The sequence below is a fragment of the Streptomyces racemochromogenes genome, assembly GCF_044129415.1.
Lineage (GTDB): Bacteria > Actinomycetota > Actinomycetes > Streptomycetales > Streptomycetaceae > Streptomyces > Streptomyces racemochromogenes_A.
The window spans coordinates 1-23,164 of sequence record NZ_JBBDHD010000028.1 but is presented as its reverse complement, the minus strand read 5'-3'; the positions used below and the strand labels follow the sequence as shown (position 1 = coordinate 23,164).

The following is a 23,164-nucleotide window of genomic DNA, read 5'->3' as shown; positions in this document are numbered from 1 at the left end:
TGGGGGAAGCGGTGCGGGACAGGCCGGGTCGTGGGGGTGTGTCAGACGCCGCCGGGGCGGCGGCCGTTCTCCAGTTCGACGGCCGCCTCCCCCGACTCCAGTACGCGGCAGGCCTCTTGGACCCGCCGGCCGAGCGACCCCAGGAGGTAGGAGGGGAGTTCGGCGGGCTCGACGAGCTTCCAGGAGAGGAGTTCCTCCTCCTGGAGGGTGAGGGAGGCCAGCTGCGCGGCGTCGAGCACGCCGCCGTCGTAGAGGTAGGCCACCAGCGGGGGGCGGCCCTCGCCCAGGCTCCAGTCGACGGCGAGCAGCCGGCCCAGGGGCAGGTCGAGGCCGATCTCCTCGGCGCTCTCGCGGCGGGCGGCGCTGCGCGGCGACTCGTTCCGGTCGGATTCGATGGTGCCGCCCGGCAGGGCCCAGCCCTCGCGGTAGTTGGGCTCGACGATCAGGACCCGGCCCCGCTCGTCGCGGTAGAGGGCGGCGGCGCCGGCCAGCACCCGGGGCAGGCTCGCGATGTAGGTGGCGTAGTCATCCGTGGTGGTCACGCCGCCACCCTAACCGGCGGCCGGCGGGGCCCGGGTTCACCCGTGCGGGTCCGTTCCGTCCCCGCGGCCCTGCCCCCGGCTCTCGGCGAGGCGGCGCAGCCGGTGGTGGCGGGCCGGTCCGGCCTCCTCGACGGCCTCGCCCACCATGGCCCGTACGGCGTCGCGCAGCCCGTGCAGGGCGTGGTGGCGGGCGGGCCCGGCACCGGGGTCCTCGCGCAGTTCGCGCAGCAGCGCCCAGCACAGCAGCAGCATGACGATCACGAACGGAAGGGCGACGAGGATGGTCGCGGTCTGGAGGGACTTCAGTCCGCCCGCGACGAGCAGGACGGCGGCGACGGCGGCCATCAGGACGCCCCAGGTGACCACGAGCCAGGTCGGCGGGTGCAGGGAGCCGCGGCTGGTGAGGGAGCCCATGACCAGGGAGGCGGAGTCGGCGCTGGTGATGAAGTACGTCATGACCAGGGCCATGGCCACCCAGGAGGTGAGGGTGCCGAGCGGGAGGGCGTCGAGCATCGCGAAGAGCGAGGCCTCGGCGCCCTCCCGGGCCTTGGCGGCGAGGTCGGCGGCGCCGGTGGAGTCCAGGCGGATGGCCGTGCCGCCCATGACGCAGAACCAGACGACGGTGGCGCCCGAGGGGACGAGGAGCACCCCGATGAGGAACTCGCGGATGGTGCGGCCGCGGGAGATCCGGGCGATGAAGGTCCCGACGAAGGGGGCCCAGGAGAGCCACCAGGCCCAGTAGAAGATCGTCCACGCGCCGAGCCAGGTGCGGTCGGTGAAGGCGCCGGTGCGGCTGGCCATGGGCAGCAGCTCGTGGAGGTAGCTGCCGACGCTCGCGGGGATCACGTCGAGGACGTAGACGGTCGGGCCGAGCAGGAAGACGAAGACCATCAGGGCGGCGGCGAGCACGACGTTGAGGGTGCTGAGCCATTTGACGCCCTTGTGCAGTCCGGAGAAGGCGGACAGCACGAAGGCGGCGGAGAGCGATCCGATGACGACCAGCTCGACGCCGGTCGAGGCGCGGAGCCCGGTGGTGAGGTCCAGGCCCTCGGCGACCTGGATGGCGCCGAGGCCGAGGCTGGTGGCGGTGCCGAAGACGGTGGCGAAGACGGCGAGCAGGTCGATGGCCCGGCCCGGCCAGGCGGCGGCGCGGCGGGCGCCCATGAGGGGGACGAAGGCGGAGCTGAGGCGGTTGCCGCGGCCCTTGCGGAAGGTGGCGTAGGCGAGGGCGAGCCCGGCGATGCCGTAGATGGCCCAGGGGGTGAGGGTCCAGTGGAAGAACGAGTAGTCGAGGGCGGCGCGGGCCGCGTCGCCGGTGCGGGGGGCGGCGCCGCTGGCCGGGGGCGGGGCGAGGTAGTGGGTGAGGGGCTCGCCCACCCCGTAGAACATCAGGCCGATGCCCATGCCGGCGCTGAACATCATCGCGATCCACGCGAGGTTGCCGAACTCGGGCTCGGAGTCGTCGGCGCCGAGCCGGATGCGGCCGAAGCGGCTGACGGCGAGGACCACGCACAGGACGAGGAAGACGTCGGCGGCGGTCACGAAGAGCCAGGCGAAGTCGTCCAGCACCCAGGCCAGGGCGGAGGCGGAGGCGTGGTCGAAGGAGTCCTTGCCGAGGGCGGCCCAGGCGACGACGGCCAGCACGGCGGCCACCCCCGCGATGACGACCGTACGGTCGGGACGGTCGTCCGGCGGGCCGCCGCCGGGTCCCGCGCCGGGGGCGTCCGGGCGTGCCTGTTCCAGTGATTCCGCGCTCATGCGGCCACACTATGCAGGCGTATATCCGTATTTAGGCGCATGGCGCGCCGCATGTGGCCCAGGCCACTCATGGGCATAGGAGGATCCTCCGGATAAGCTCGGGGTGGCGCGACTGCACTGTTCGATAGCAAGGGATTAGCAAGGTGACGGACGGAGCAGTAACTGAGGCCGCGCGCGTGCTCATCGCCGCGGACAAATTCAAGGGCTCGCTCACGGCCGTTCAGGTCGCGGAGCGGGTGACGGCCGGCCTTCGCAGGGCCGTACCGGACGTGGAGGTCGAAACCCTCCCCGTCGCGGACGGCGGCGACGGCACGGTCGCGGCCGCCGTGGCGGCCGGGTTCGAACGCCGGGAGGTCCGGGTCACCGGTCCCGTCGGCGAGCAGGTCACGGCCGCCTTCGCGTTCCGCGACGGCACCGCGGTGGTCGAGATGGCCGAGGCCTCCGGGCTCCAGCTGCTCCCCGCGGGAACTTTCGCCGCGCTGACGGCGACCACGTTCGGCTCCGGCGAACTGCTGAAGGCCGCGCTGGACGCGGGCGCCCGCTCGATCGTCTTCGGTGTGGGCGGCAGCGCCACCACCGACGGCGGCGCCGGCATGCTCGCCGCGCTGGGCGCGGTGTTCCTGGACGCGGACGGCGAACCGGTGGGCCCGGGCGGCGGCGCCCTGGCCTCGCTGGCGTCGGCGGACCTGTCCGGGATCGACCCGCGCTTCGCGGACGTGGACTTCGTCCTGGCCAGCGACGTGGACAACCCGCTGACGGGCCCGAAGGGCTGCGCGGCGGTCTACGGCCCGCAGAAGGGGGCCTCGCCGCAGGACGTGGCGGCCCTGGACGCGGCGCTCGGCCACTACGCGCAGGTGCTGGAGAAGGCGATCGGCCCCAAGGCCGCCGAGCTCGCCGCCTCCCCCGGCGCGGGCGGCGCGGGCGGCATCGGCTACGGCGCGCTGCTGCTGGGCGCGAGCTTCCGTCCGGGCATCGAGCTGATGCTGGAGGTGCTCGGCTTCGCCCCGGCGCTGGAGCGGGCCACGCTGGTGATCACCGGTGAGGGCTCCCTGGACGAGCAGACCCTGCACGGCAAGGCCCCGGCCGGGGTCGCGGCGGCGGCCCGGGCCGCCGGCAAGCCCGTGGTGGCGGTCTGCGGCCGGCTGCTGCTGGACCAGGAGGCGCTGGAGGCGGCGGGCATCCGCAAGGCGTACCCGCTGACGGACCTGGAGCCGGACCCGGCGAAGTCCATCCCGAACGCCGGGCCCCTGCTGGAGCGCGTCGCGGAGAAGATCGCGGCCGAGGTCCTCTGAGCCGGCCGCCTGTTGCTCCCGAGGCCCGGTACCCCTGCCAGGGGGTACCGGGCCTCGGCCGTGCGGGGCAACCCCCGGCCCCCGCGCCTCAAACGCCGGCGGGGCTGGATTTCGCGCAGCGGCACCCGGCACCCGGCACCGGCTACACAGCCTTGGCCGCCGTCAGGACCTCGGCGGTGGACACCACGCGGGCGAAGTGGCCGCCCTGGAGGTTGACGGCGGTGGCGGCGGCCAGCTGTCCGGCCGTGAGGGACAGGCCGCCCGGGCCCGTGAGGTCGAAGGTGTGGGTGGCGTCGAGGGGGACGATGACCTCGTAGCCCAGGTTCCCGCCCATCCGGGCCGTGGTCTCGACGCACATGTTGGTCTGGATGCCGATGACGACCAGCTGGCGGATCCCCCGCGCGGTCAGCCACTCCCCGAGGTCGGGGGTGCCGTAGAAGGAGGAGTTCACGGTCTTGGTGACGTGCAGGGCCTCCCGGCCGACCCGGTCGGCGACGAAGTCCTTGAAGGCGTGGCCCGGCTGGTCCGGGGCCAGGACGGACCCGGGCCTCGGCGAGGCGTGCTGGACGAGCACCACCGGGCGGCCGGACTCCTGCCAGGCGTCCATCAGGGCGGCGATGTTCCCCTCCGCCGCCGGGTTGTCGCGCGGACCCCAGAAGGCCGCGTCGTCGAAGCCCTTCTGCACGTCGATGACGATCAGGGCACTGTCGGGGGCGATCTCGATCGCGTTCTCGGTCATGGACCGATCATGTCCGGCGGGGCTCGGCCACCCCAGGGGCGCCGGGGACCCGAAACGATGGGATCCTGCCAGCATGGCAGGATCTCCGGAGCCGACTCTGGCAGAGTGGCCGCATGCACCGCGTCGCGATCGTCGCCCAGCCCGGGATCCGCGCCTTCGACCTCGCCGTCATCACCGAGGTCTGGGGTCCCGACCGCAGCCGCTCCGGGGTGCCCGCGTTCGAACTGCGCCGCTGCGCCCTGGAACCCGGGCCCATCGCCCTGCCCGGCGGGCTCACCCTCACCCCCGACCGGGGCCTGGACTGGCTCGACGGGGCCGACCTGGTCGTCGTGCCGGCGCTGGCCGAGCCCACCGACCCGACGCCCGAGCCGGTACTGGCCGCCCTGCGGCGGGCGCACGCCCGGGGAGTGCCCGTGGCCGCCCTGTGCGCGGGGGCGTTCGTCCTCGCCGAGGCGGGGCTGCTGGACGGACGGCGCGCGGTCACGCACTGGTGGCTGGCCCCGCAGCTGGCCGCCCGCCACCCCGCGGTGCTGGTGGAGGAGGGAGCCCCGCTGTTCGTCGAGGACGACGGCCTGTGGACCTCCGCCGGGGTCGCGTCCGGCATCGACCTGTGCCTGCACCTGGTCCGCGAGGCCCACGGAGCGGAGGCCGCCGCCGCCATCGCCCGTTCGATGGTGACGGGCCCCTTCCGCACCGGGGACCACGCCCAGTACCTGGACCGGCCCACCCCGGCCGCCGACCGCACGGCCGAGGCGCTGGCCGCCGTACGCCAGCAGGCCCTGCGCCGGCTGCACGAGCCGTTGGACGTGGCCACCCTGGCCCGCTGGGCGGGGATGTCCCCGCGCTCGTTCGCGCGGCACTTCACGGCCGCCACCGGGACCACGCCCCACAAATGGCTGCTCAGCCGCAGACTGGACGAGGCCCGCAAGCTCCTGGAGCGCACGGACCATCCGGTGCCCGAGGTGGCGCGCCGGGCGGGGTTCGCCAGCGAGGTCACCTTCCGCCAGCACTTCGGGGCGGCCTTCGGGCGCAGCCCGCGCGCGTACCGCACGGCGGCGGCCAACGCTCCCATATCCGGTGACAGTGTTAGAAATGGCTCATGACCGGACGTTCGGGTCGGCACAGGGAGACGCCGTCGGCGAGCCTGCTCGCGCGCATCTCCCTGGCCCGAGCGCGCATCTCCCTGGCCCGGGACAGTCTCGCCGGTCAGGTCTTCTCCCTCCAGGCCCTCATCGTGCTGCTGCTGATCACGGCCGCCGCCGTGGCCCTGGTCTTCCAGGCCCGCTACGACAGCGAGAAGGACGCCCGCAACCGCTCGCTGGCCGCCGCCGAGGCCTTCGCCCACGCCCCCGGCCTGCCCGCCGCCCTGGCCGCCCCGAACCCCACCGCCGAGCTCCAGCCGCTGGCCGACGCCGCCCGCAAGGCCTCCGGGCTCGACTTCATCGCCGTCATGACGAAGGACGGCCTCCGTTACACCGACTCCCGCCCCGACCTGATCGGCAAGCGCGCCACCGGCGACCTGGGGCGGGCCGCCGCCGGGGAGGCCTTCACGGAGGTCTTCCGCGGCGCCCCCAGTGACGCGGTCCGCGCCGTGGTGCCCGTCCGGGACGCGCAGGGCAGGGTGGTCGGGCTGGTCTCCACCGGCATCGAGATCGAGAACGTGGGCCACGTGGTCGAGGGCCAGCTCCCGCTGCTGATCGGGGCCGCCGCCGGCGCCCTGCTGCTGGGCACCGCCGGGGCCGCCCTGGTCAGCGGGCGGCTGCGGCGCCAGACCCGGGGCCTGGGCGCCGCCGAGCTGGCCCGGATGAACGAGCACCACGAGGCGGTGCTGCACGCCGTGCGCGAGGGCGTCCTGATCGTCGGCGCGGACCACCGGCTGCTGCTCGCCAACGACGAGGCCCGCCGGCTGCTGGACCTGCCGCCCGACGCCGAACAGCGGCACGTCGGCGACCTGGGCCTCGATCCGCGCACCGCGGAGCTGCTGCTGTCCGGGCGGGTCGCGACGGACGAGGTCCACCTGGCGGGCGACCGCCTCCTGGCCGTCAACGTGCGGCCCACCCCGCCCTCCGCCGGACGGCCTTCGGGCAGCGTGATGACCCTGCGCGACACCACCGAGCTCGCCGCACTCTCCGGCCGCGCCGAGGTGGCCCGGGAGCGGCTCCAGCTGCTGTACGACGCCGGGGTGCGGATCGGCACCACCCTGGACGTGGCGCGCACGGCGGAGGAGCTCTCGGAGGTGGCCGTGCCGCGCTTCGCCGACTTCGTCACCGTCGAGCTGCTGGAGCCGGTGCTGCGCGGGGACGAGCCCTCGCCGGTGGCGGGGATGCACACGCGGATGCGCCGGGCGGCGATGACGGGGGTGCGCACCGACCCGCCGCTCCAGCCGGTCGGGGACACCATCGTCTTCGCCGTGCCCACGGCCCCGATGGCGGCGGCCCTGGACGCCGGGCAGGCGGTGCTGGCCGCCGACCTGCAGGCCGAGATGGGCTGGCGCGCGGCCGACCCCGCGGGCACCCGCATGGCCCTGGAGTACGGGTTCCACTCGCTGATCTGCGTACCGCTCCAGGCGCGGGGCGTGGTCCTGGGGATGGCGAACTTCTGGCGGGCGGCCGACACCCCGGAGGCCTTCGACGAGGAGGACCTGTCCTTCGCCGAGGAGCTGGGGGCGCGCGCGGCCGTCTCCATCGACAACGCCCGCCGCTTCACCCGGGAGCACGCCACGGCGGTGACCCTCCAGCGCAGCCTGCTGCCCCGGGTGCTGCCGGACCTGAGCGCCGTGGAGACGGCCTTCCGGTACCTGCCGGCGCAGGCGGGCGTCGGCGGCGACTGGTTCGACGTGATCCCGCTGCCGGGGGCGCGGGTGGCGCTGGTGGTGGGCGACGTGGTGGGGCACGGGGTGCACGCGGCGGCCACGATGGGCCGGCTGCGCACGGCGGTGCACAACTTCTCGACGCTGGACATGCCGCCCGACGAGCTGCTGGGTCACCTGGACGAGCTCATCGACCGGATCGACCAGCTGGAGAGCGGCGGGCCGGACGGCAGTGCGGGGCCCGGCGGCCGGCCGGGCGAGGAGCCCGGCGAGGGGGCCGAGGAGCAGACCGGGATCACCGGCGCCACCTGCCTCTACGCCGTCTACGACCCGGTGTCGGGACACTGCGTCATGGCCAGCGCCGGCCACCCGGGGCCCGCCCTGGTCCACCCGGACGGGCGCGTGGAGTTCCTCGAACTGCCGACCGGTCTCCCCCTCGGGGTGGGCGGGATGCCCTTCGAGACGGCGGGGCTGGTCCTGCCCGAGGGCAGCCGGCTGGTGCTCTTCACCGACGGGCTGCTGGAGGACCGGGACCGGGACTTCGACGCCGGACTGGAACTGCTGGGCCGGACGCTGGCCCGGCCGGGCCGCAGCCCCGAGCAGGCCTGCGCGGACGTCCTGGCGGCGATGCTGTTCCCGGCGCCGAGCGACGACATCGCGCTGCTGATCGCCGAGGCCCGACGGCTGGATCCGCACCTGATCGCGGAGTGGGAGGTCCCCGACGATCCGTCGGCCGTCTCCCGGGTGCGCCGCGCGGCGGCCGGACAGCTGGAGGCGTGGGGGCTGGAGGAGCTGTCGTTCACCGCCGAGCTGGTCCTCAGCGAGCTGATCACCAACGCGATCCGGTACGGGAACGAGCCGATCCGGGTCCGCCTGCTGCACGACCGGAACCTGATCTGCGAGGTGTCCGACGCCAGCAGCACCTCCCCGCACCTGCGGTACGCGGCGACCACCGACGAAGGCGGCCGCGGGCTGTTCCTCGTCGCGCAGTACGCGGAGCGCTGGGGCACCCGCTACACGCAGCGGGGCAAGGTCATCTGGGCGGAGCTGTCGCGCGCCTCCGGCGCGGAGCCGCCGCTGCCGCTCGATCTGGACCTGGACGCCCTGGGGGACCTGGCCTGGTGACGGTCAGCCCGGCGGCCGGGCCGCGGGGCGGCCGGTGGTACGGGCCAGCAGGACCGCCACGTCGTCCTGCGGGGCGGCGGGCAGCAGCCGGGCCAGGACGCCCTCGCACAGCTCCTCCAGGGGCCGGGCGGGCCCTCCCAGGGCGCGGGCGAGGCGCTCCATCCCCTCGTCCAGGTCCCGGCCGCGGGCCTCGATCAGGCCGTCGGTGTAGAGCGCGAGGAGGCTGCCCGGCGGCAGCGCGACGGTCTCGGTGCGGAAGGCGCGGCCGCCGGTGCCCAGGGGGGTGCCGGACGACCCGCGGAGGAAGGCGACCGTGCCGTCGGGGGAGACGACGGCGGGCGGCGGGTGGCCGGCGCGGGCGATGACGCAGTCGCCGGCGGCCGCGTCGTGGACGGCGTAGACGCAGGTGGCCATCTCGTCCTCCCCCAGGTCGGAGACCACGGCGTCCAGCGAGCGGAGCATCCGCGCGGGCGGCACGTCGTGCCGGGCCAGGGTGCGCACGGCGGTGCGCAGCTGGCCCATGACGGCGGCGGCGTGGATGCCATGGCCCATGACGTCGCCGATGACCAGGCCGGTGCGGCCGCGGGGCAGCTGGATGACGTCGTACCAGTCGCCGCCGACGTCGTGGTCGCTGGCGGGCAGGTAGCGGCCGGTGAGCCGGAGGCCGGGGACGTCGGGGAGGGCGCTGTTGGTGAGGCTGCGCTGGAGGGTCAGGGCGGCGTGGCGCTGGGTGGTGTACATCCGGGCGTTGTCGATGTTGAGGGCGGCCCGGGCGACGAGTTCGTCGATGAGGACGCAGTCCTCGGCGTCGAAGGGCTCGCGGCTGCGCAGGCGGGTGACGGCGACGGCGCCGAGGACCTTGCCGCGGGCGACGAGCGGGACCATGCGGGCCGAGCCGAGGCTGGAGAGGTAGGAGCGCAGGGCGTCGGCGCGGGGGTCGGTGATCAGGGCGGGTACGTCGGAGGCGTAGAGGTTCATGGGCACGCCGTCGGCGATGACCCGTTCGTAGACGGACCCGGCGGGGATCTGGAGGGTCTGGCCGGGGGCGAGCCGGGCGGTGGGGGCGGTGGGGTCGGGGAAGGTGGCGGCGAGGCGGCGGAGCAGGCCGTGGGTGGCGGCGGCGTGGGTCTCGTCGGGGTCCAGGACGGCTTCGAGGAGCTGGACGTCGGCGGAGTCGGCGAGCTGCGGCACCAGCAGGTCCACGATCTCCTGGGCGGTGCGGCCCAGGTCGAGGGTGGTGCCGATGCGGGTGCCGGCCTCGGCGAGGAGGGCGAAGCGGGTCCGGGCGCGTTCGGCCTCCAGCTGGGCGCGCTGGCCCTCGGTGATGTCGATGAGGGAGGCGATCAGGCCGAGGGTGCGGCCGCCGCCGTCGAGGAGGGGGGCGTAGGAACAGGACCAGGTGTGGTCGTGGCCGGGGTCGGCGGGGGTGCGGCCGGTGCGGCGGACGTCGAGGACGGCGGTGCCGTGTTCGAGCACCTGGCGCATGGTGGCTTCGAGGGCGGTGGCGTTGACCCCGGGGACCACCTCGGTGAGGCGCCGGCCGAGGTGGTCGGCGGCGGGGACGCCGTTCATCCGGGCGAGGGCGTCGTTGACCCGCAGGAAGCGCAGGTCGGGGCCGAGGGTGGCGAGGCCGATCGGGGACTGGGTGAACAGGCTCTGGTAGGCGGCGAGGGAGTCCCGCATGCGCAGGACCTCGGAGGTCTCGACGGCGATGAGCATGGCGCCCCTGCGGCCGCGCGGGTCGGCGGCGGGCACGATCCACATCTCCATCGCGACGCGGTGCCCGTCGCGGTGGCGGACGGGCAGGGTGCCGACGACGGTCTCGCCGGCCTGGACGCGGCGGGTGAGGTCGTCGGCGAGCGTGCGGTTGGCCTCGGGGACCAGGACGGCGGTGCCGGGGCGGCCGAGGATGTCCTCGGGGCGGTGGCCCAGGAGCTCCTGGGCGGCCAGGGACCACTCCACGACGCGCCCGTCCGCGTCCTCCCGCCACAGGGCGATCGGCAGCAGCTCGCGGAGCACGCCCGCATAGCCGACGGCCGCCTCCGGCGGATCGGGCACCCTGCTCGTCGACGGGTACGTGTCCAAGGCACCGACCTCACGGGGGTCCGATTCGTACCGATTCACCCTATCCGAGGGCTCGACGCGGGGCGCTGTGGCGGGGGCGGGAGGGGCCGGTGGGGTGCCGGCCCCCACCGGCCCGCCGGGAAGGCGCGCGGACCGGTCCCGTCAGAAGTCGACCTGGGCGCGGACGTCGGCCCGGCCCACGGACTCCAGCTCCCAGGTCTTGCAGTACAGGCGGCGGATGTACTCGATGTCGGCGTTGCGGGCGGCGGCCTCGCGCACCGGGTACATCACGGTGAGCTCGTACGACTTCTCCCGGTTGATGTCGCCCTCCTTGTCACGCCACTGGCCGCGCCCCTCCTGGAGGGTCAGGCCGGAGGGGAACCGGGGGGTGATCACGTCGGCGACGAACCGGTTGAACTCCTCCTCGGTGATGGGCGGGTTCCCGTTGTGCCGGCCCGTCCCGAAGTAGAGGTGGGTGGAGATGTAGGGGCTGCCCAGGTCGGCGGCGGGCTGTGCGGCCGGGGCGGCGGACGCGGCGGGCGTGCCGAAGGCGGCCTGCGACACCGGGCCGCCGAAGGCGAAGAGGAGGGCCGCCGCGGCCAGCAGGGCGGCCGCGGGGGTCGAGATTCTCGGGGAGCGCATGTCGTCGTCCTCACTCTGGGGTGCGTGGGTGTGATCCGGGGGTGCGTGCGTGTGTCCGTGTCGCGGCGAGGGGCCGCCGCGGTGGCCGGCGGGGGCCGGTCAGGCCGGCAGGGATTCCCGCAGGAAGGCGGCCGCGTCCCGCAGCGGGGCCGGGGCGCCGGAGCGGCGGCGCAGGCCCGCCGCGGTGGCGGCGAGCGCCTCGGTCGTGCGGACCGAGCCGATGCCGGCGGCACGGGGGGCGATCCGCCCGATGAGGTCCTCCGCCTCCCGCCAGGCACCGGCGTCGGCCAGGGCCGTGAGGAGCTGTGCGGTGAACAGGTGCCGGTAGGCGGGGCCGGGTGCGGTGGCCGCCTCGTACAGCAGGGGGATGGCCCGGTTCCAGCGGCGCAGCCGGGCCTGGACCCAGCCCTGGTGGCCGAGCAGCTCCGTCTCGTCGATCCACCACGCCCAGTGCGGGTCGCGGGCCGAGATCCCGTCCAGGAAGCGGCTGCGGGCCCGGGCGATCAGCTCCAGGGGCTCGCGGTGGCCGCCGAGCAGGGCGGTGGCGTGCGCCCGGCGGACCAGGACGAGGCTGGCGACCCGGGCCGGCAGGGGGCGCGGCCCGGCCACCCGGCCGGCTGCGTCGAGGGCGGCGCGGGGCCGGCCGGTGTGGGTGGCGAGCATCGCGTGGTTGAGCAGGGTCAGCCGCGCCGTCCAGCGGTCGCCGCACAGCCCCGCCAGGGCGAGCGCCCTCAGGTTCATCCGGTGGGCGGCGCGGTAGCGGCCGGCGTCGAAGAGGATCCAGCCGATGACCTCGGCCAGCTCGGCGAGGGCGGCGAGGGCGTCGGGGCCGAGGCCGTGCAGGGCGTGCGGATCGGCGGACAGCTGCGGGATCCCGCGCACGGCCCCCCGTACGGCCGCCACGGCGGCGGTGGCACCGCTCCGGGTGTCGAGGGCCACCAGGTGGGCGACGGCGCGTCCGGCCAGGGGGACCAGGTGGTCGGGGCCCCCCGGCCGCTGCGGTGCCGTCATGACAGCAGGCCGGCGTCGGCCGGCGCGGAGCGGCGCCGGCCGAGCTGGTGGAACGACGAGGCCACCTGGCTGAGCCATTCCACCTCGTCGCGGAAGTCCTCGTACGGGGGCCGCGCGGGGATCTCGGAGGCGTCGGCGCGCTCGGCCCGCTCCTCGGCCGGCCGGCTCAGCACGGCGCGCAGCTGGAGGGCCTCTCCCAGGGGCGAGGTGGGGTCCCCGGGGAGGCCGAGGGAGCGGGCCACCCGCGAGAAGTCCTCCAGGGAGAGCGAGGTGCGCAGGATCAGCTGGCCGTCACGGATCTCGATGACCCGCCGGTAGAGGCGGTAGTGCGGGTCGCGGGGCGGCACCAGGTCGCGCAGCCAGGACCGCGGCGGGTCCAGGGCGATGTCGGGCGAGGCCTGGTACAGCGCCCACCACAGGGGCCGCAGCCGGCGCCAGGAGCGGTAGGAGCGGATCCAGCCGCGGGCGCGGGTGAGGCGGATGCCCCAGGAGGGGATGGTCCAGCCGGCGATCTGGAGGAGGGCGCCGACGCTGCCGGCCGTCCACTGGACGGGGTCCAGGGCGCTGCCGTCGAAGTCCAGCCGGGTCCCGGCGATCTGGACGCCCCGGGTGACGCAGTAGACCAGGATCAGGCTGGCGCCGACGGTGACGGTGCGCATGCCGACCTTGAGCCACTGCCGGTTGGCCATGGTGGTGAAGCGCAGCGACAGGCGTACCGTCTCGAACTGCCCGACGGCGCAGATCAGCAGGTAGAAGGACATGTACACGGCGTATCCGCCGTGCTGGATGCTGAGCAGGATCGTGGAGGTCGCTGTCTCGGAGTGCGCGACCGGGCCGACGGCGAAGGAGGAGACGATCAGCACGGCGAGGGCCGCGCCGAAGCCGAGGACGCGGTGGCGCGCCATGCGCCGGGCCTCGGCGGGCGGCGAGGACCAGTAGACGAGCACGACCTGCTGCGCGGCGGTGAGCACCACGACCGCCGCCTGGGTGATCAGCGAGGTGATGTTGGGCAGCCCGAAGAAGGCGGAGATGTGCAGCCGCAGCAGGTCCAGGTCGACCAGGAAGCTGATGCCGGAGCAGAGGAAGTAGGTGCACAGCGCCCACAGGGCGACGTCGTGCCGTCTGCGCAGCAGGTCCGGGAGCCGGTAGGCGAAGGCCGCGAGGCCCACGAAGGCGCAGACCCACGCGAGGATCGCGTAGATCACGCGGGCCCCTGTTCGGGCCTGCCCAGGCCGCTCTCGATCCGGGCCACTATCTCGGCGGCCGCCTCCGGAACGCCCCAGGCCGGTTCGGTCCAGCGCTTGTTGGCGCGGGCGAGGATCAGGGAGGCCATCGTCTCGGCCTCCTGCTCCTCGTCGTCGCTGTAGCGGGAGCGCATCAGCACGCTCCGCACCGCCTCGGGGTCGACATCGGAGAACAGCGGACCCGCCGGTGCCGCTTCGCCCCCCGTACCCGCACCGCCCGCACCCTCCGCACCGTCCGACTCGTGCGTGCCGGGGTCGGTCCGGTCCAGTTGCAGGGAGCCTTTGTGATCGAAGGCGATATGGGCGAGTTCGTGGGCGATGATGTGTTCCTTGTGCGACGCCGAAGCCGCCTTCTCGAAGGCGATGATGTCGAAGTCATCCGTTTTCAGCCATATGCCGAACAGGTGGCGTTCGGGGAAGGCCGTCGGAATCAAATGGATCGGACGCCCGCGCTGTTCGCTGAGATATGCGTGGAGTTCGTCGATGCCGCAACCGTGCTCCATGCCCCACTCCGCGAGCAGCCCCTCGCAGGTCCGGCGCACCTTCTTGAGTCGGCGCCTGAGCGTCCGGTCCTCCGACGCCGGTAACGCGGAGCCAGGTAACTTCATCCCTCAGTCCTCCGGCGAACCCAGCGGTCGACAACGCGGCCATGATGCCATACGACCAACTCCCCACCCCGGCAGCTGAGTTCTATCCGGCCACTCTCCAGGCGGATTTCGACCGGTGATACTCCGCCGGCCGCCTTCCCCGGGGACGGGGAAAGCGGCCGGGAAATCCGGAGGTGCCGGAACGGGCCTTCGCGGGCACGCCTTTCAGCGGCCGGCGAGCACCCCGGCCACGCCGCGCGCCAGGCACGGGATCCGCTCGGCGCCGATGCCCGCGATGTTGATCCGGCCGGCGGTGGTCCCGTAGATGGCGTACTGCCGGCGCAGCCGGAGCATCTCCTCGGGGGTGAGGGGCAGCATCGAGAACATCCCGCGCTGCCGCGCGAGCGAGGCCGCCTGCGCCTCCCAGCCCAGCTCCGCCAGGTGCGCGGCGAGGCTCGTGCGATTGGCCTCGATGCGGCCGCGCATGACGTCGAGTTCCGCCCGCCAGGCGGTCCGCAGGCCCTCGTCCTCCAGGACGGCCGTCACCACGGCGGCCCCGTGCTCGGGCGGCATGGAGTACAGCGTCCGGGCGGCGTTCTGGAGGGCCGTCTCGGCGTGCCGCACGGCCCGTTCCGAGGCGCCCAGGACGATGGCGCAGCCGGTGCGGTCGCTGTACAGACCGAAGTTCTTCGAGCAGCTCACGGCGATCAGCATCTCCGGCACCCGCTCGGCGAGCATGCGGGTGGCCCGCAGGTCGGCCTCCAGCCCGTCGCCGAGGCCGTGGTAGGCCAGGTCGACGAACGGGACCCAGCCGTCGCGGGACGCGAGGCCGGCCAGCGCCTCCCAGTGCTCGGGCTCGGGGTCGACGCCGGTGGGGTTGTGGCAGCAGCCCTGGAGCAGGACGACGTCGTCGCGGCGGGCCGCGGAGAGGTCGCGCAGCACGCCGGCCGCGTCGAAGCCGCCGTCGGCGTCGCGCCAGCCGTACGTGCGGACCCGGAGCCCGGCCGCCTCCAGGATGGGGCGGTGGTTGACGTACGCGGGGTCGCTGATCCACACGGTGGCGCCCGGCCGGGTGCGGCAGATCAGGTCGGCCAGCAGCCGCAGCGCGCCGGAGCCGGCGACGGTCTGGACGGCCGCGGCCCGGCCGGCCGGCCCCTGCGGTCCGGTGTCGCCCAGGACCAGGGTGAGCAGGGCCCGGTTGAACGCGGCGTTGCCGGACAGGCCGCGGTACTCCTTGGACTCGGAGCGCTCCGCCAGGCGTATCTCCGCCTCGCGGACGGCGGCCATGACGGGGGTGCGGCCCGTGGGGTCGCGGTAGACGCCGAGCACCAGGTTCAGCCGCTCGGCCCGCTCGTCGGAGCCGAACTCGTACGTCAGGTCCCACAGCGGGTCGGTGGGCGGCGGGGGGAGGAGCTCAAGCATCTGCGGGGACCTCGGGACGGGGGCGGGCGGAGGGACGGGTGCGGGGACCGGGGCGGCGGTTGGCGAGGACCACGCCGGCGGTGATGAGGGGGACGCCGACGAGGACGGCGGCGGTCGGGGACTCCCCGAGCACGGGGACGGCGAGCAGGACGACGGCGACGGGGCTGAGGCTGCCGACGACGGAGGCGCGCTCGGCGCCGAGCCGGCGGATGGCGAAGGCGTACAGCAGGCCGGCGCAGAGCCCGACGCCGAGCCCCTGCACCACGAGGAACAGGGCGATGTCGCCGCCGGCGGCGTGCGCGAGGCCGGTGGGGAGGACCCCGGTGAGGACCAGCAGCGCGATCACGCCGAAGGAGGGCAGGCACAGCAGTCCGATCGACCCGACCGGGTCGAGGTCCACGTCGCGCAGCCCGACCGTGTACAGGGCCCACAGGCCACTGGCCACGAGCAGGGTGCCGGCCCCTTCGAGGACGTCGGCGTCGACGGGGACCACGTAGCGCCACACCAGGGCGGCCACGCCGGCCGCGATCAGGACGAGCCCGGCCACCTGGGCGCCCCGGGGCAGGCCGCGGCCGCGGGCCGCCATCAGCGCGGCGACGAAGAGCGGGACCATCCCGGGGACGATCGAGCCGACGAAGGCCGCCGAGGTCAGGGAGCCGCCGTGCATCGCGGCGAGGAAGAACGGCACCCCGGCCCCGCAGACGATCATGAGCGCGGCGCCCGGGCGGACCGCGGCGATCCGGCGCCTGCGCCGCCACAGGGCGGGGGCGAGGACGAGGACGGGGACGCCGAAGCGCAGCAGGGCGGCGTCGGCGGGCAGCAGGGTGGAGGCGCCGAGGGCGCGGGCGCTGAGGGCGAAGGCGGCCCAGATCGCCACGGTCACCGCGAGGGCCGCCATGCCCTGCGCGTGGGGGGAGAGCCCGAACCGGCCGGTGTTTCCGGCCGGCGGGCCCGCCGTGTCGACAGGCGCGGACGCGCCGGTGGTGTGGGTCGCGACCAAGGGATGCACTCCAGCCTGTGAGAGCGGGCCGGTCCGGCCCGTTCACCGGCAACGTTAGAGCTTCGGCCGGGGCAGCCGATTGCCAGTTCTGCCGCTCGGACATACGTTTGGGGCAGGATCTGCCAACAACCGCCGAGAAAGCGCCGAGCACCCCCGGGAGTGGCCATGGACGCCGTCGACCTCCAGATCATCCGGGAGCTCCAGGCCGACGGCCGGCTCTCCAACCAGGACCTCGCCGACCGCGTCCGGCTGTCCCCCTCACCCTGTCTGCGCCGGGTCCGCCGGCTGGAGGAGGCGGGCCTGATCCGCGGCTACACGGCGGTGGTGGACCAGGTCGCCTTCGGGCTGCCGATCACCGTCTTCGTCCGGATCCGCCTGGAGCGGCACACGAAGGAGGCGGTGGCCGAGTTCGAGCAGCACGTGGCGGTGATCGAGCACATCCAGGACTGCTACCTGATGGCGGGCAGCAGCGACTACCTGCTGCGCGTGGTCATCGAGGACCTGGAGGCCTACGAGGCCCTGGTCCGCCACCGGATCCACGCCATCCCCGGGATCGCCTCCATCGAGTCGAGCTTCGCGTTCGGCAGCGTCAAGCAGTCCCGTACCTATCCGCGGCCCACCCCGGGGACGGCCGCCCGGACCGTCTGAGGCCGCGGGCGTTCAGCCGTCCCCGCGGAAGTGCGCGAGGGCGAAATCGGCGAAGTCCCGGACGGCGGCCGGTACGAAGGCCTCGCGGTCGCGCACGAGCCACAGCACCCGGTGGCTGTCCGGGGTCGCCAGCCGCGCCCAGGCCACGCCGGCGCGCGGGCCGGCGTCCCGGGCCATCGCCGGGAGCAGGGCGACCCCCAGGCCCGTACCGACCAGGTCGACGAGCGCGCCGGGCTCGTTGCCCTCGCAGACGACGGAGGGCCGCAGCCCGGCCCCGGCGAACAGCCGGTCGGCCAGTTCCCGCTGCCAGTGCCCGGGCCCCGGGGTGAGGAACGGCTCCCCCGCCAGCTCGGCCACGGCGACGCCCTCCCGTCCGGCCAGCCGGTGCCCGGCGGGCACGGCCAGCAGCACCTCCTCGCGGAGCAGCTCGACCGCCTCCAGCCCGGGTCCGGCGAGCGGGGCGGAGGCGAGGCAGAGGTCTGCCTCGCGGGTGCGCAGCAGGTGCGCCATCGCGTCGGCGGGGCACTGACGCAGCCGCACGTCCACGCCGGGGTGGGTGCGGCGGTGGCCCGGGAGCAGGGCCGCCACCGTCATCAGGGTCTCGGCGGCCACCGTCACGGCGCCGCTTCCGGTGCCGGCGGCTTCGGCCAGTTCGCGGCGGCCGTCCTCCAGTTCGGCCAGCGCCCGGTCGACGCGGCGCAGGAACGCGGCGCCGTGCCGGTTCAGGCGGATGCGGCGGCCGCGGCGCTCGAAGAGCCGTACGCCGAGCTCCGCCTCCAGGCGGGCGACGGTGCGGCTCACCGAGGGCTGGGCCACGCGCAGTTCGGCAGCGGCGCGGCTGATGTGCTCATGGCGGGCGACGGTCTGGAAGCAGCGCAGTGCGAGCAGGTCCATCTCCCCGTTCCCCCTTCATAACCCCGGGGGCATCCTTTCATGGCCGAACCGGTCTTGGACCGTATGAACGGTGCGCCCCTAGCCTGCGGAGCATGACCGAGAACAGCGAGAACGCGGGTGCGCCGTACCGCAGTTACGTCGAGTCCCTCCTGGAGGTACTGGCCCGCTCCCCCGGCCGTCCGGCCCTGGTCCCGGCCCGGGGCCCCGCCGTCAGCGCCGGGGAACTGCGCGACGGCGTCCGGCGGACGGCGGCGGAGCTGGCGGAGCGGGGCGTGGGCCGGGGCTCCACCGTCGCCTTCCTGACGGGCAACCGTCCCGAGGCGCTCACCGCCCGGTACGCGGCGAACCTGATCGGCGCCCGGGCGGTGTTCCTGGGCGAGGGCACGGCCCCGCAGGCGCAGGCCCGGATCGTGGAGGGCGTCGGCCCGGCGGTGCTGCTGGTGGCTCCCGGCACGGAGGCCGCCGCCCGGGCGCTGCTCGCGCGGGTCGCCGCGCCGGCCGTCCTGTCCCTGGGGCCCTCCCCGGACCACGAGGACCTCACGGCGGCCGCGGCGCTGCGGCCTCCCCGCCCGGTGGCGGGGGCGGCCCGCCCCGGGGACGACTGGTGCGTCCGCTTCACCGGCGGCACCACCGGGGTGCCCAAGGGGGTGCGGATGGCGCACGGCCCGTACGCCTCGACGCTGGCCCTCCACGCCGGCCGGATCCCCGCCGGGAGCCCGCCCCGGACCCTCGCCTGCACCCCGCTCGCGCACATGGCGGGCGTCCTCGCGGACATCGCCCTCCTCGCCGGCGGCACGGTCGTGCTCCGGCCCGGGTTCGAGGCGGGCGACGTCCTCGCGGCCCTCGCCCGCGAGCGGATCACGGACGTCTGGCTGCTTCCGCCGCTGCTCTACCAACTGCTGGACCACCCGGACCTGCCGGCGACCGACCTGTCCGCCCTGCGCCGCGTGTTCTACGGCGGGACCGCCGCGTCCGCGCGGCGGCTGCGGGAGGCGGCCCGGGCGTTCGGGCCGGTGCTGCACGGCTGGTACGGGCAGACGGAGGCGGGCAACATCGCCGAGGTGCTGCCGCACGAACACGGGGTGACGGGCCCCGGCGGGCTGCCGACGGCGGGCCGGCCGGCGCCCGGCGTCACCATCGAGATCCGCGGCGCCGACGGCCGGCCGCTGCCCGCCGGGGAGCGCGGGGAGATCGTCGTCCGGACCCCGATGCCGATGAGCGGATACTGGCGGCAGCCCGGACCGACCGCCGAGGTGCTGCGCGACGGCTGGATCCGTACCGGGGACATCGGCTGCCTCGACGCCGAGGGCCGCCTGTTCGTCCTGGACCGGATCGGGGACCGGATCGTCGTGGTCGGCGGGCACGTCCACCCGGCGGAGCTGGAGGAACTGCTGCTGGCCCATCCCGCCGTCGCCGCGTGCGCGGTGTTCGGGGTGCGCCGGGGGGACGGGACCGAGGAGGTCCACGCGGCGGTCGTCCCCGTGCCGGGCCGGGACGCGGGGCCCAGGGCGGTCCGGGAGTACGTCACACGGCACTTGGGGGCGATGTACGCCCCCCGCGCCGTGCACACCGTGGACCGGATCCCGCTCACCGGGGTCGGCAAGCCCGACAAGCGGCTGCTGGCCCGCGCGCTGGGCGGGGCGGACGACGGGCCCGCGGCTCAGGCGTAGCGCTCGAACAGGGCCGCGAGGTACCCCTCCAGCCGGTCCGCCAGGACGGCGGGGGTGAGGTCCGTCCGTCCCAGGGCGCGCCAGGGGACGGCGACCTTCTCCGCGTCCGGGGCGAACGCCAGGGCGTCCAGCAGGCGCCAGTAGAGGTGGTCGGCACCGGCTTCCGCCAGGGTTCCGCCCGCCGCCGTGTAGCGGTCGGCGAAGGCCATCCCGGCCCGTACCCCGTGCAGCAGGGCGAGGGAGGTGGAGCAGTGGGCCACGTCCAGGTCGGCCGGGCCCCAGGAGGTCTCCACCCAGTCGACGACACCGCTGATCCGCAGGGTCTCGCCAACGCCCTCGAAGAGCACGTTGCCGGGGTGGAAGTCCCGGTGCAGGAAGCAGGCCGGGTGCGCGGGGGGCTCGCGGCGGATGACGTCCGCCGCCCGCCACCACAGCTCGGGCCGTGCGGTGCGCTCCGGCGGGGTGACCCGGTCGGCGGAGGTCCACGCCTGATAGGCGCGGGGGCGGTCTTCCGGCGCCACCCGCAGCCGGTGGACGTCCAGCAGCCGGCGGGCCAGCAGGTCCGCGCGCCGGTCCGCCTCCCGGTCGTCGAGGCGCGGCGTCCCGGGCAGCAGGGACATCAGCAGGGAGGGGTGGTCGCAGTGCTCGGCCGTCGGGTCCACGGCGACCAGGGCGGCCGCGGGGACGTCCGTGGCGCCGAGCAGCCGCAGGACCGCGGCCTCGCGCGTCAGCAGCCCTTCCGCGTGCCGGAGGTAGAAGGGCCGGACGAAGGACCGCAGCACCAGCGAACGGCGGCCGGCCGGCCCGCCGTCCAGCTCCAGCCGGCGCATCCGCGAGGTCCAGCCGCCGTGGAGCGGGGTGGCGTCCACGACGCGCTCCCCGTCGGGCAGTAAGTCGTCCACCCAGGCGCGTGTCGCGGCCCAGTCCTGTTCCTCGTGTTCTTCCTGAGCGTCGGTCATGGGGGGCAGCGTAGGTGGAGCGGGCACGGACGGGTGGATATTCGGCGGCGACCACGGTGCCCGGCCGCCTAGGCTCGCCCCATGCCCGGCTCGGAGTTGCCCCGGATCAAGACCTTCCTCGCGGCGTTCGCCCGCCGCAGGGCCGCGCGGACCGTCGACCTTCCCGGCGGATTCGCGGCCCTCGACGACGCGTTCGCGCTCTCCTACGCGAACAACCAGGTCGTCATCGACGGTGCGGCCGACCCCGCCGCCCTGCCCGCCCTGGCGGACGAGGCGCTCGGGCACCTGCCGTACCGCCTGGTGACGGTCCTCGACGACGCGGTGGGGCAGGCCTGCGCCGAGCCCCTCGTCCGGGCGGGCTACGCGCATTCCGTCTACCTCGTCATGCTGCACGGGGGCCCTGTGCCGGACGGCGGCCGGGCCGAGGAGGTCGACCTGGACGCGCTCCGCGTTCCGCTGGCCCGACGCTGGCGCGACTTCCTTCCCGAGGCCGACGAGACGGTGATCCGCCAGCTCGTGGAACGCCGCGAGACCGGCCGGCGCGGGGCCGACACCGTGCGGTTCATCGGCGCCCGGACCCCGGAGGGCGAGGTCGCCGCGTGGGCGGACCTCTACCTCGACCCCGCCTCGGGCACGGCGCAGATCGAGGACCTGGTCACCTCCGAGCTCCACCTGGGGCGCGGCTACGGCGACGCGGTCCTGGCCGCCGCCCTGCGCGGGGCCGCGGACGCGCGCTGCGGCACCCGCTTCCTGACGGCCGACGCCGCGGACTGGCCGCGCCACTGGTACGAGCGGCGGGGCTTCTCGGTCATCGGCCGGTGCCACGGCTTCGAACGGATCTGATCCGGGGAGGACGCCGCGGGCGACACGGCCCCGGACCTCGAAGTCCCCGGCACGCTTCAGCCGAGCGGCAGCTCGGGCAGGTACTGGTGGAAGAAGACCTGGCCGAGCAGTTCCCGGCGGGAGCGGACCCCGGTCTTGGTGAACACCGACTTGAGATGGTCCTGCACCGTCAGCTGGGAAAGGGCCAGGCCGGTGGCGATCTGCGCCGTCGACGAGCCCCGCAGCACCTGCCGCAGCACCTGGCACTCCCGCGGGGTCAGCGCGTACGCGCGCAGCAGGGCGGAGATCCGGTCGGGCGGCGAGGCCGGGCCGACGGACAGCGCGATCTGCGGCGCGGAGCCCCCGTCCAGGCGCCAGCCCTCGATGCCCGCCCAGCCCCCGGAGCGGGTGGGCACGCACACCCGGCTGCCGCCCGTCGTACTGCGCAGCGCGGCCGCCGCCACCCCGTACGCGGCGGCCGGCAGCCCGGTGCCGGCCGCGGGCACCTCGGCCAGCTCGGCGAACCAGCCCTGGGCCGCGGCGGAGGAGGAGAGCACCTCGTACCGGGCGCTGAGCAGGACCATCGCCCGCGCCTCGGGGTCGCGGCCGCCCGGGACGGCCGTCAGGGAGTCGCGCAGGGCCCGGCCCAGCGGGGCCGAGAGCCGGGCGGCGAACTCCGTCTCGGCGGCCGAGAACGGCACCCCGCCGGCGTCGCGGACCATGACCAGCGCGCCCCATACCCGGCCGGCGTCGCGCAGCAGGATCCGCATCTCGTCGCCCAGCCCCTGCGGGCGGTAGATGTCGCGGTAGCGGGTGCTGCGGTCGAGCCGGCCGTCGAGTCCGGTGTGCAGGGTGCCCACGGGCGGCGTGCCCGGGCGGGCGAGGACGGGCATCTGGAGGGCGTCCCCCTCGCGGTACTCGATGTCGAGCATCCGGGGCATCCACTGCGCGCCGACGCCGTGCCGGTAGACACCGCCGACGTTGAGCAGGGTGTCCGGATCCAGCAGCACCCCGGCCCACAGCTCGAACGGGACGGTGCGCGCCAGTTCGGCCGCGGCCGCCTCCAGCACGGGGACGGGGCCCCTCGCTTCCTGCGCGGCCCGGACCGTACGCCGGTGCGCGCCCTGCCAGTACGTGGGGCCGGTCATGCGTCCTCCCGTTCGAGCGCCCGGCGGAGCGGACAGGGGTCCAGATTCGGCCATGTCGCTGAACGTTCGATAAACGGCGCCGGGCCGGGCCCGCACCCCCAGATTCCTGGGATGGCGCGGCGGGCGCGAGGTCCGCACACTGCGGAGGGCCTGCGGGCCGGTGACCGATGTGTACGGGGGGATCCATGACGGGGAAGTCAGTGGGCAGAGGGGTGCTCGACGGGGCGTTCGCGCTGCTCGACGCGTTGCGGCGGGCCGGCGGGGAGGCGGGGCTGACCGAGATCGCCGTGGCGTGCGGGGTGCCGAAGGGGACGGCCCACCGCCTGCTGGAGCAGCTCGCCGCGCTGGGGGCGGTCGAGCGGCGGGGCCGGCGCTACGTCCTGGGGCCGGAGCTGTTCCGGCTGGGGCAGTCGTGGCAGCCGTATCCGGGGCTGCGGGCGGCCGCGCGGACGCCGCTGCTGCGGGTGCGGATGACGACGGGCGCCAGCGCCGTCCTGGTGGTGCCGTGTGACGGGAGGGCGCTGGCGGTGGCCTCGGTGCCGGGGCTCGCCGAACCGCTGGTGCCGGTGCGCGACGGGATGTGCTTCCCGCCGGGCACGGCCGCCGGGTCGGCCCTGACGAGCCGGGAGCGGGGTCCGTTCGTGGACCGCGAGGGCGTGGTGCCGGGGCTGTGCTGCGCCGCGCTCCCGGTGCGGGGCCGGGACGGGCGGGTGGTGGCCGCGCTGGCCGCGATGACGCCGGCGGACCGGCCGCTGGCTCCGCTGGCGGCCGCGGTCGCGGCGGCGGCC

20 protein-coding genes are annotated in these 23,164 nt (G+C 75.3%); 7 read left to right on the top strand and 13 right to left on the bottom strand.

Annotated features, from left to right (window positions below):
• Positions 1 to 41: 41 nt before the first annotated feature.
• Positions 42 to 542 carry an NUDIX domain-containing protein gene (locus tag WDV06_RS13755; protein ID WP_395509994.1) on the bottom strand — a complete coding sequence of 167 codons (501 nt, stop codon included), beginning with the start codon at positions 540 to 542 and terminating at the stop codon, positions 42 to 44.
• Between the two features lie 36 nt (positions 543 to 578).
• Positions 579 to 2,300, bottom strand: a complete 1,722-nt coding sequence (locus tag WDV06_RS13750; RefSeq protein ID WP_395509993.1) for a BCCT family transporter — start codon at positions 2,298 to 2,300, stop codon at positions 579 to 581.
• Positions 2,301 to 2,443: 143 nt separating this feature from the next.
• Between WDV06_RS13750 and WDV06_RS13745 the strand changes: the two genes are divergently transcribed.
• Positions 2,444 to 3,592, top strand: a complete 1,149-nt coding sequence (locus tag WDV06_RS13745; RefSeq protein ID WP_395509992.1) for a glycerate kinase — start codon at positions 2,444 to 2,446, stop codon at positions 3,590 to 3,592.
• 142 nt (positions 3,593 to 3,734) lie between these two features.
• Here the strand turns inward: WDV06_RS13745 and WDV06_RS13740 are convergent, their stop codons facing one another.
• On the bottom strand, positions 3,735 to 4,331 hold the full coding sequence (locus WDV06_RS13740; protein ID WP_395509991.1) for a cysteine hydrolase family protein: 597 nt from the start codon (positions 4,329 to 4,331) through the stop codon (positions 3,735 to 3,737).
• A 113-nt stretch (positions 4,332 to 4,444) separates the two neighbouring features.
• Here WDV06_RS13740 and WDV06_RS13735 point away from each other — a divergent pair, with 113 nt between their 5' ends.
• Both WDV06_RS13735 and WDV06_RS13730 read left to right on the top strand, forming a co-directional pair.
• The gene (locus WDV06_RS13735) at positions 4,445 to 5,434 is read left to right on the top strand and encodes a GlxA family transcriptional regulator (RefSeq protein WP_395509990.1); all 990 of its coding nucleotides are present in this window, start codon (positions 4,445 to 4,447) and stop codon (positions 5,432 to 5,434) included.
• The gene (locus WDV06_RS13730; protein WP_395509989.1) at positions 5,431 to 8,265 is read left to right on the top strand and encodes a SpoIIE family protein phosphatase; all 2,835 of its coding nucleotides are present in this window, start codon (positions 5,431 to 5,433) and stop codon (positions 8,263 to 8,265) included. The genes WDV06_RS13735 and WDV06_RS13730 overlap by 4 nt, the downstream gene beginning before the upstream one ends.
• 3 nt (positions 8,266 to 8,268) lie before the next feature.
• Here the strand turns inward: WDV06_RS13730 and WDV06_RS13725 are convergent, their stop codons facing one another.
• The 7 genes from WDV06_RS13725 to WDV06_RS13695 form a co-directional block, all read right to left on the bottom strand.
• Positions 8,269 to 10,350: a SpoIIE family protein phosphatase gene (locus WDV06_RS13725; protein ID WP_395509988.1), complete on the bottom strand. Its 2,082-nt coding sequence runs from the start codon at positions 10,348 to 10,350 to the stop codon at positions 8,269 to 8,271.
• A gap of 141 nt (positions 10,351 to 10,491) precedes the next feature.
• On the bottom strand, positions 10,492 to 10,971 hold the full coding sequence (locus WDV06_RS13720; protein WP_395509987.1) for a DUF3574 domain-containing protein: 480 nt from the start codon (positions 10,969 to 10,971) through the stop codon (positions 10,492 to 10,494).
• Between the two features lie 99 nt (positions 10,972 to 11,070).
• Complete coding sequence (locus WDV06_RS13715; protein ID WP_395509986.1) at positions 11,071 to 11,982, bottom strand: DNA-binding protein; 912 nt, start codon at positions 11,980 to 11,982, stop codon at positions 11,071 to 11,073.
• Complete coding sequence (locus WDV06_RS13710) at positions 11,979 to 13,187, bottom strand: MAB_1171c family putative transporter (RefSeq protein WP_395509985.1); 1,209 nt, start codon at positions 13,185 to 13,187, stop codon at positions 11,979 to 11,981. The genes WDV06_RS13715 and WDV06_RS13710 overlap by 4 nt, the downstream gene beginning before the upstream one ends.
• Positions 13,184 to 13,729 carry a hypothetical protein gene (locus WDV06_RS13705; RefSeq protein ID WP_395509984.1) on the bottom strand — a complete coding sequence of 182 codons (546 nt, stop codon included), beginning with the start codon at positions 13,727 to 13,729 and terminating at the stop codon, positions 13,184 to 13,186. Before WDV06_RS13705 ends, WDV06_RS13710 begins: the two co-directional genes overlap by 4 nt.
• Positions 13,730 to 14,038: 309 nt before the next feature.
• Positions 14,039 to 15,235: an amino acid aminotransferase gene (locus WDV06_RS13700; RefSeq protein ID WP_395509983.1), complete on the bottom strand. Its 1,197-nt coding sequence runs from the start codon at positions 15,233 to 15,235 to the stop codon at positions 14,039 to 14,041.
• On the bottom strand, positions 15,228 to 16,235 hold the full coding sequence (locus tag WDV06_RS13695) for a DMT family transporter (protein ID WP_395509982.1): 1,008 nt from the start codon (positions 16,233 to 16,235) through the stop codon (positions 15,228 to 15,230). Before WDV06_RS13695 ends, WDV06_RS13700 begins: the two co-directional genes overlap by 8 nt.
• A gap of 165 nt (positions 16,236 to 16,400) precedes the next feature.
• On the opposite strand from WDV06_RS13695, the gene WDV06_RS13690 reads away from it, so the two are divergent.
• Positions 16,401 to 16,883: an Lrp/AsnC family transcriptional regulator gene (locus tag WDV06_RS13690; RefSeq protein ID WP_395509981.1), complete on the top strand. Its 483-nt coding sequence runs from the start codon at positions 16,401 to 16,403 to the stop codon at positions 16,881 to 16,883.
• Between the two features lie 12 nt (positions 16,884 to 16,895).
• On the opposite strand, the gene WDV06_RS13685 is transcribed toward WDV06_RS13690, so the two are convergent.
• Complete coding sequence (locus tag WDV06_RS13685) at positions 16,896 to 17,777, bottom strand: LysR substrate-binding domain-containing protein (RefSeq protein WP_395509980.1); 882 nt, start codon at positions 17,775 to 17,777, stop codon at positions 16,896 to 16,898.
• A 92-nt stretch (positions 17,778 to 17,869) separates the two neighbouring features.
• On the opposite strand from WDV06_RS13685, the gene WDV06_RS13680 reads away from it, so the two are divergent.
• Positions 17,870 to 19,447 (top strand): AMP-binding protein, encoded by a 1,578-nt coding sequence (locus tag WDV06_RS13680; RefSeq protein ID WP_395509979.1) that lies wholly within the window; start codon positions 17,870 to 17,872, stop codon positions 19,445 to 19,447.
• Here the strand turns inward: WDV06_RS13680 and WDV06_RS13675 are convergent.
• The gene (locus WDV06_RS13675; RefSeq protein WP_395509978.1) at positions 19,438 to 20,406 is read right to left on the bottom strand and encodes a phosphotransferase family protein; all 969 of its coding nucleotides are present in this window, start codon (positions 20,404 to 20,406) and stop codon (positions 19,438 to 19,440) included. The genes WDV06_RS13680 and WDV06_RS13675 overlap by 10 nt on opposite strands.
• 81 nt (positions 20,407 to 20,487) lie before the next feature.
• Here WDV06_RS13675 and WDV06_RS13670 point away from each other — a divergent pair, with 81 nt between their 5' ends.
• Complete coding sequence (locus WDV06_RS13670; protein ID WP_395509977.1) at positions 20,488 to 21,249, top strand: GNAT family N-acetyltransferase; 762 nt, start codon at positions 20,488 to 20,490, stop codon at positions 21,247 to 21,249.
• Positions 21,250 to 21,305: 56 nt separating this feature from the next.
• On the opposite strand, the gene WDV06_RS13665 is transcribed toward WDV06_RS13670, so the two are convergent.
• Positions 21,306 to 22,376 carry a helix-turn-helix transcriptional regulator gene (locus tag WDV06_RS13665; RefSeq protein ID WP_395509976.1) on the bottom strand — a complete coding sequence of 357 codons (1,071 nt, stop codon included), beginning with the start codon at positions 22,374 to 22,376 and terminating at the stop codon, positions 21,306 to 21,308.
• Between the two features lie 185 nt (positions 22,377 to 22,561).
• Here WDV06_RS13665 and WDV06_RS13660 point away from each other — a divergent pair.
• Positions 22,562 to 23,164, top strand: a 603-nt coding sequence (locus tag WDV06_RS13660; protein ID WP_395509975.1) for an IclR family transcriptional regulator, incomplete at its 3' end; no start/stop codon positions are given.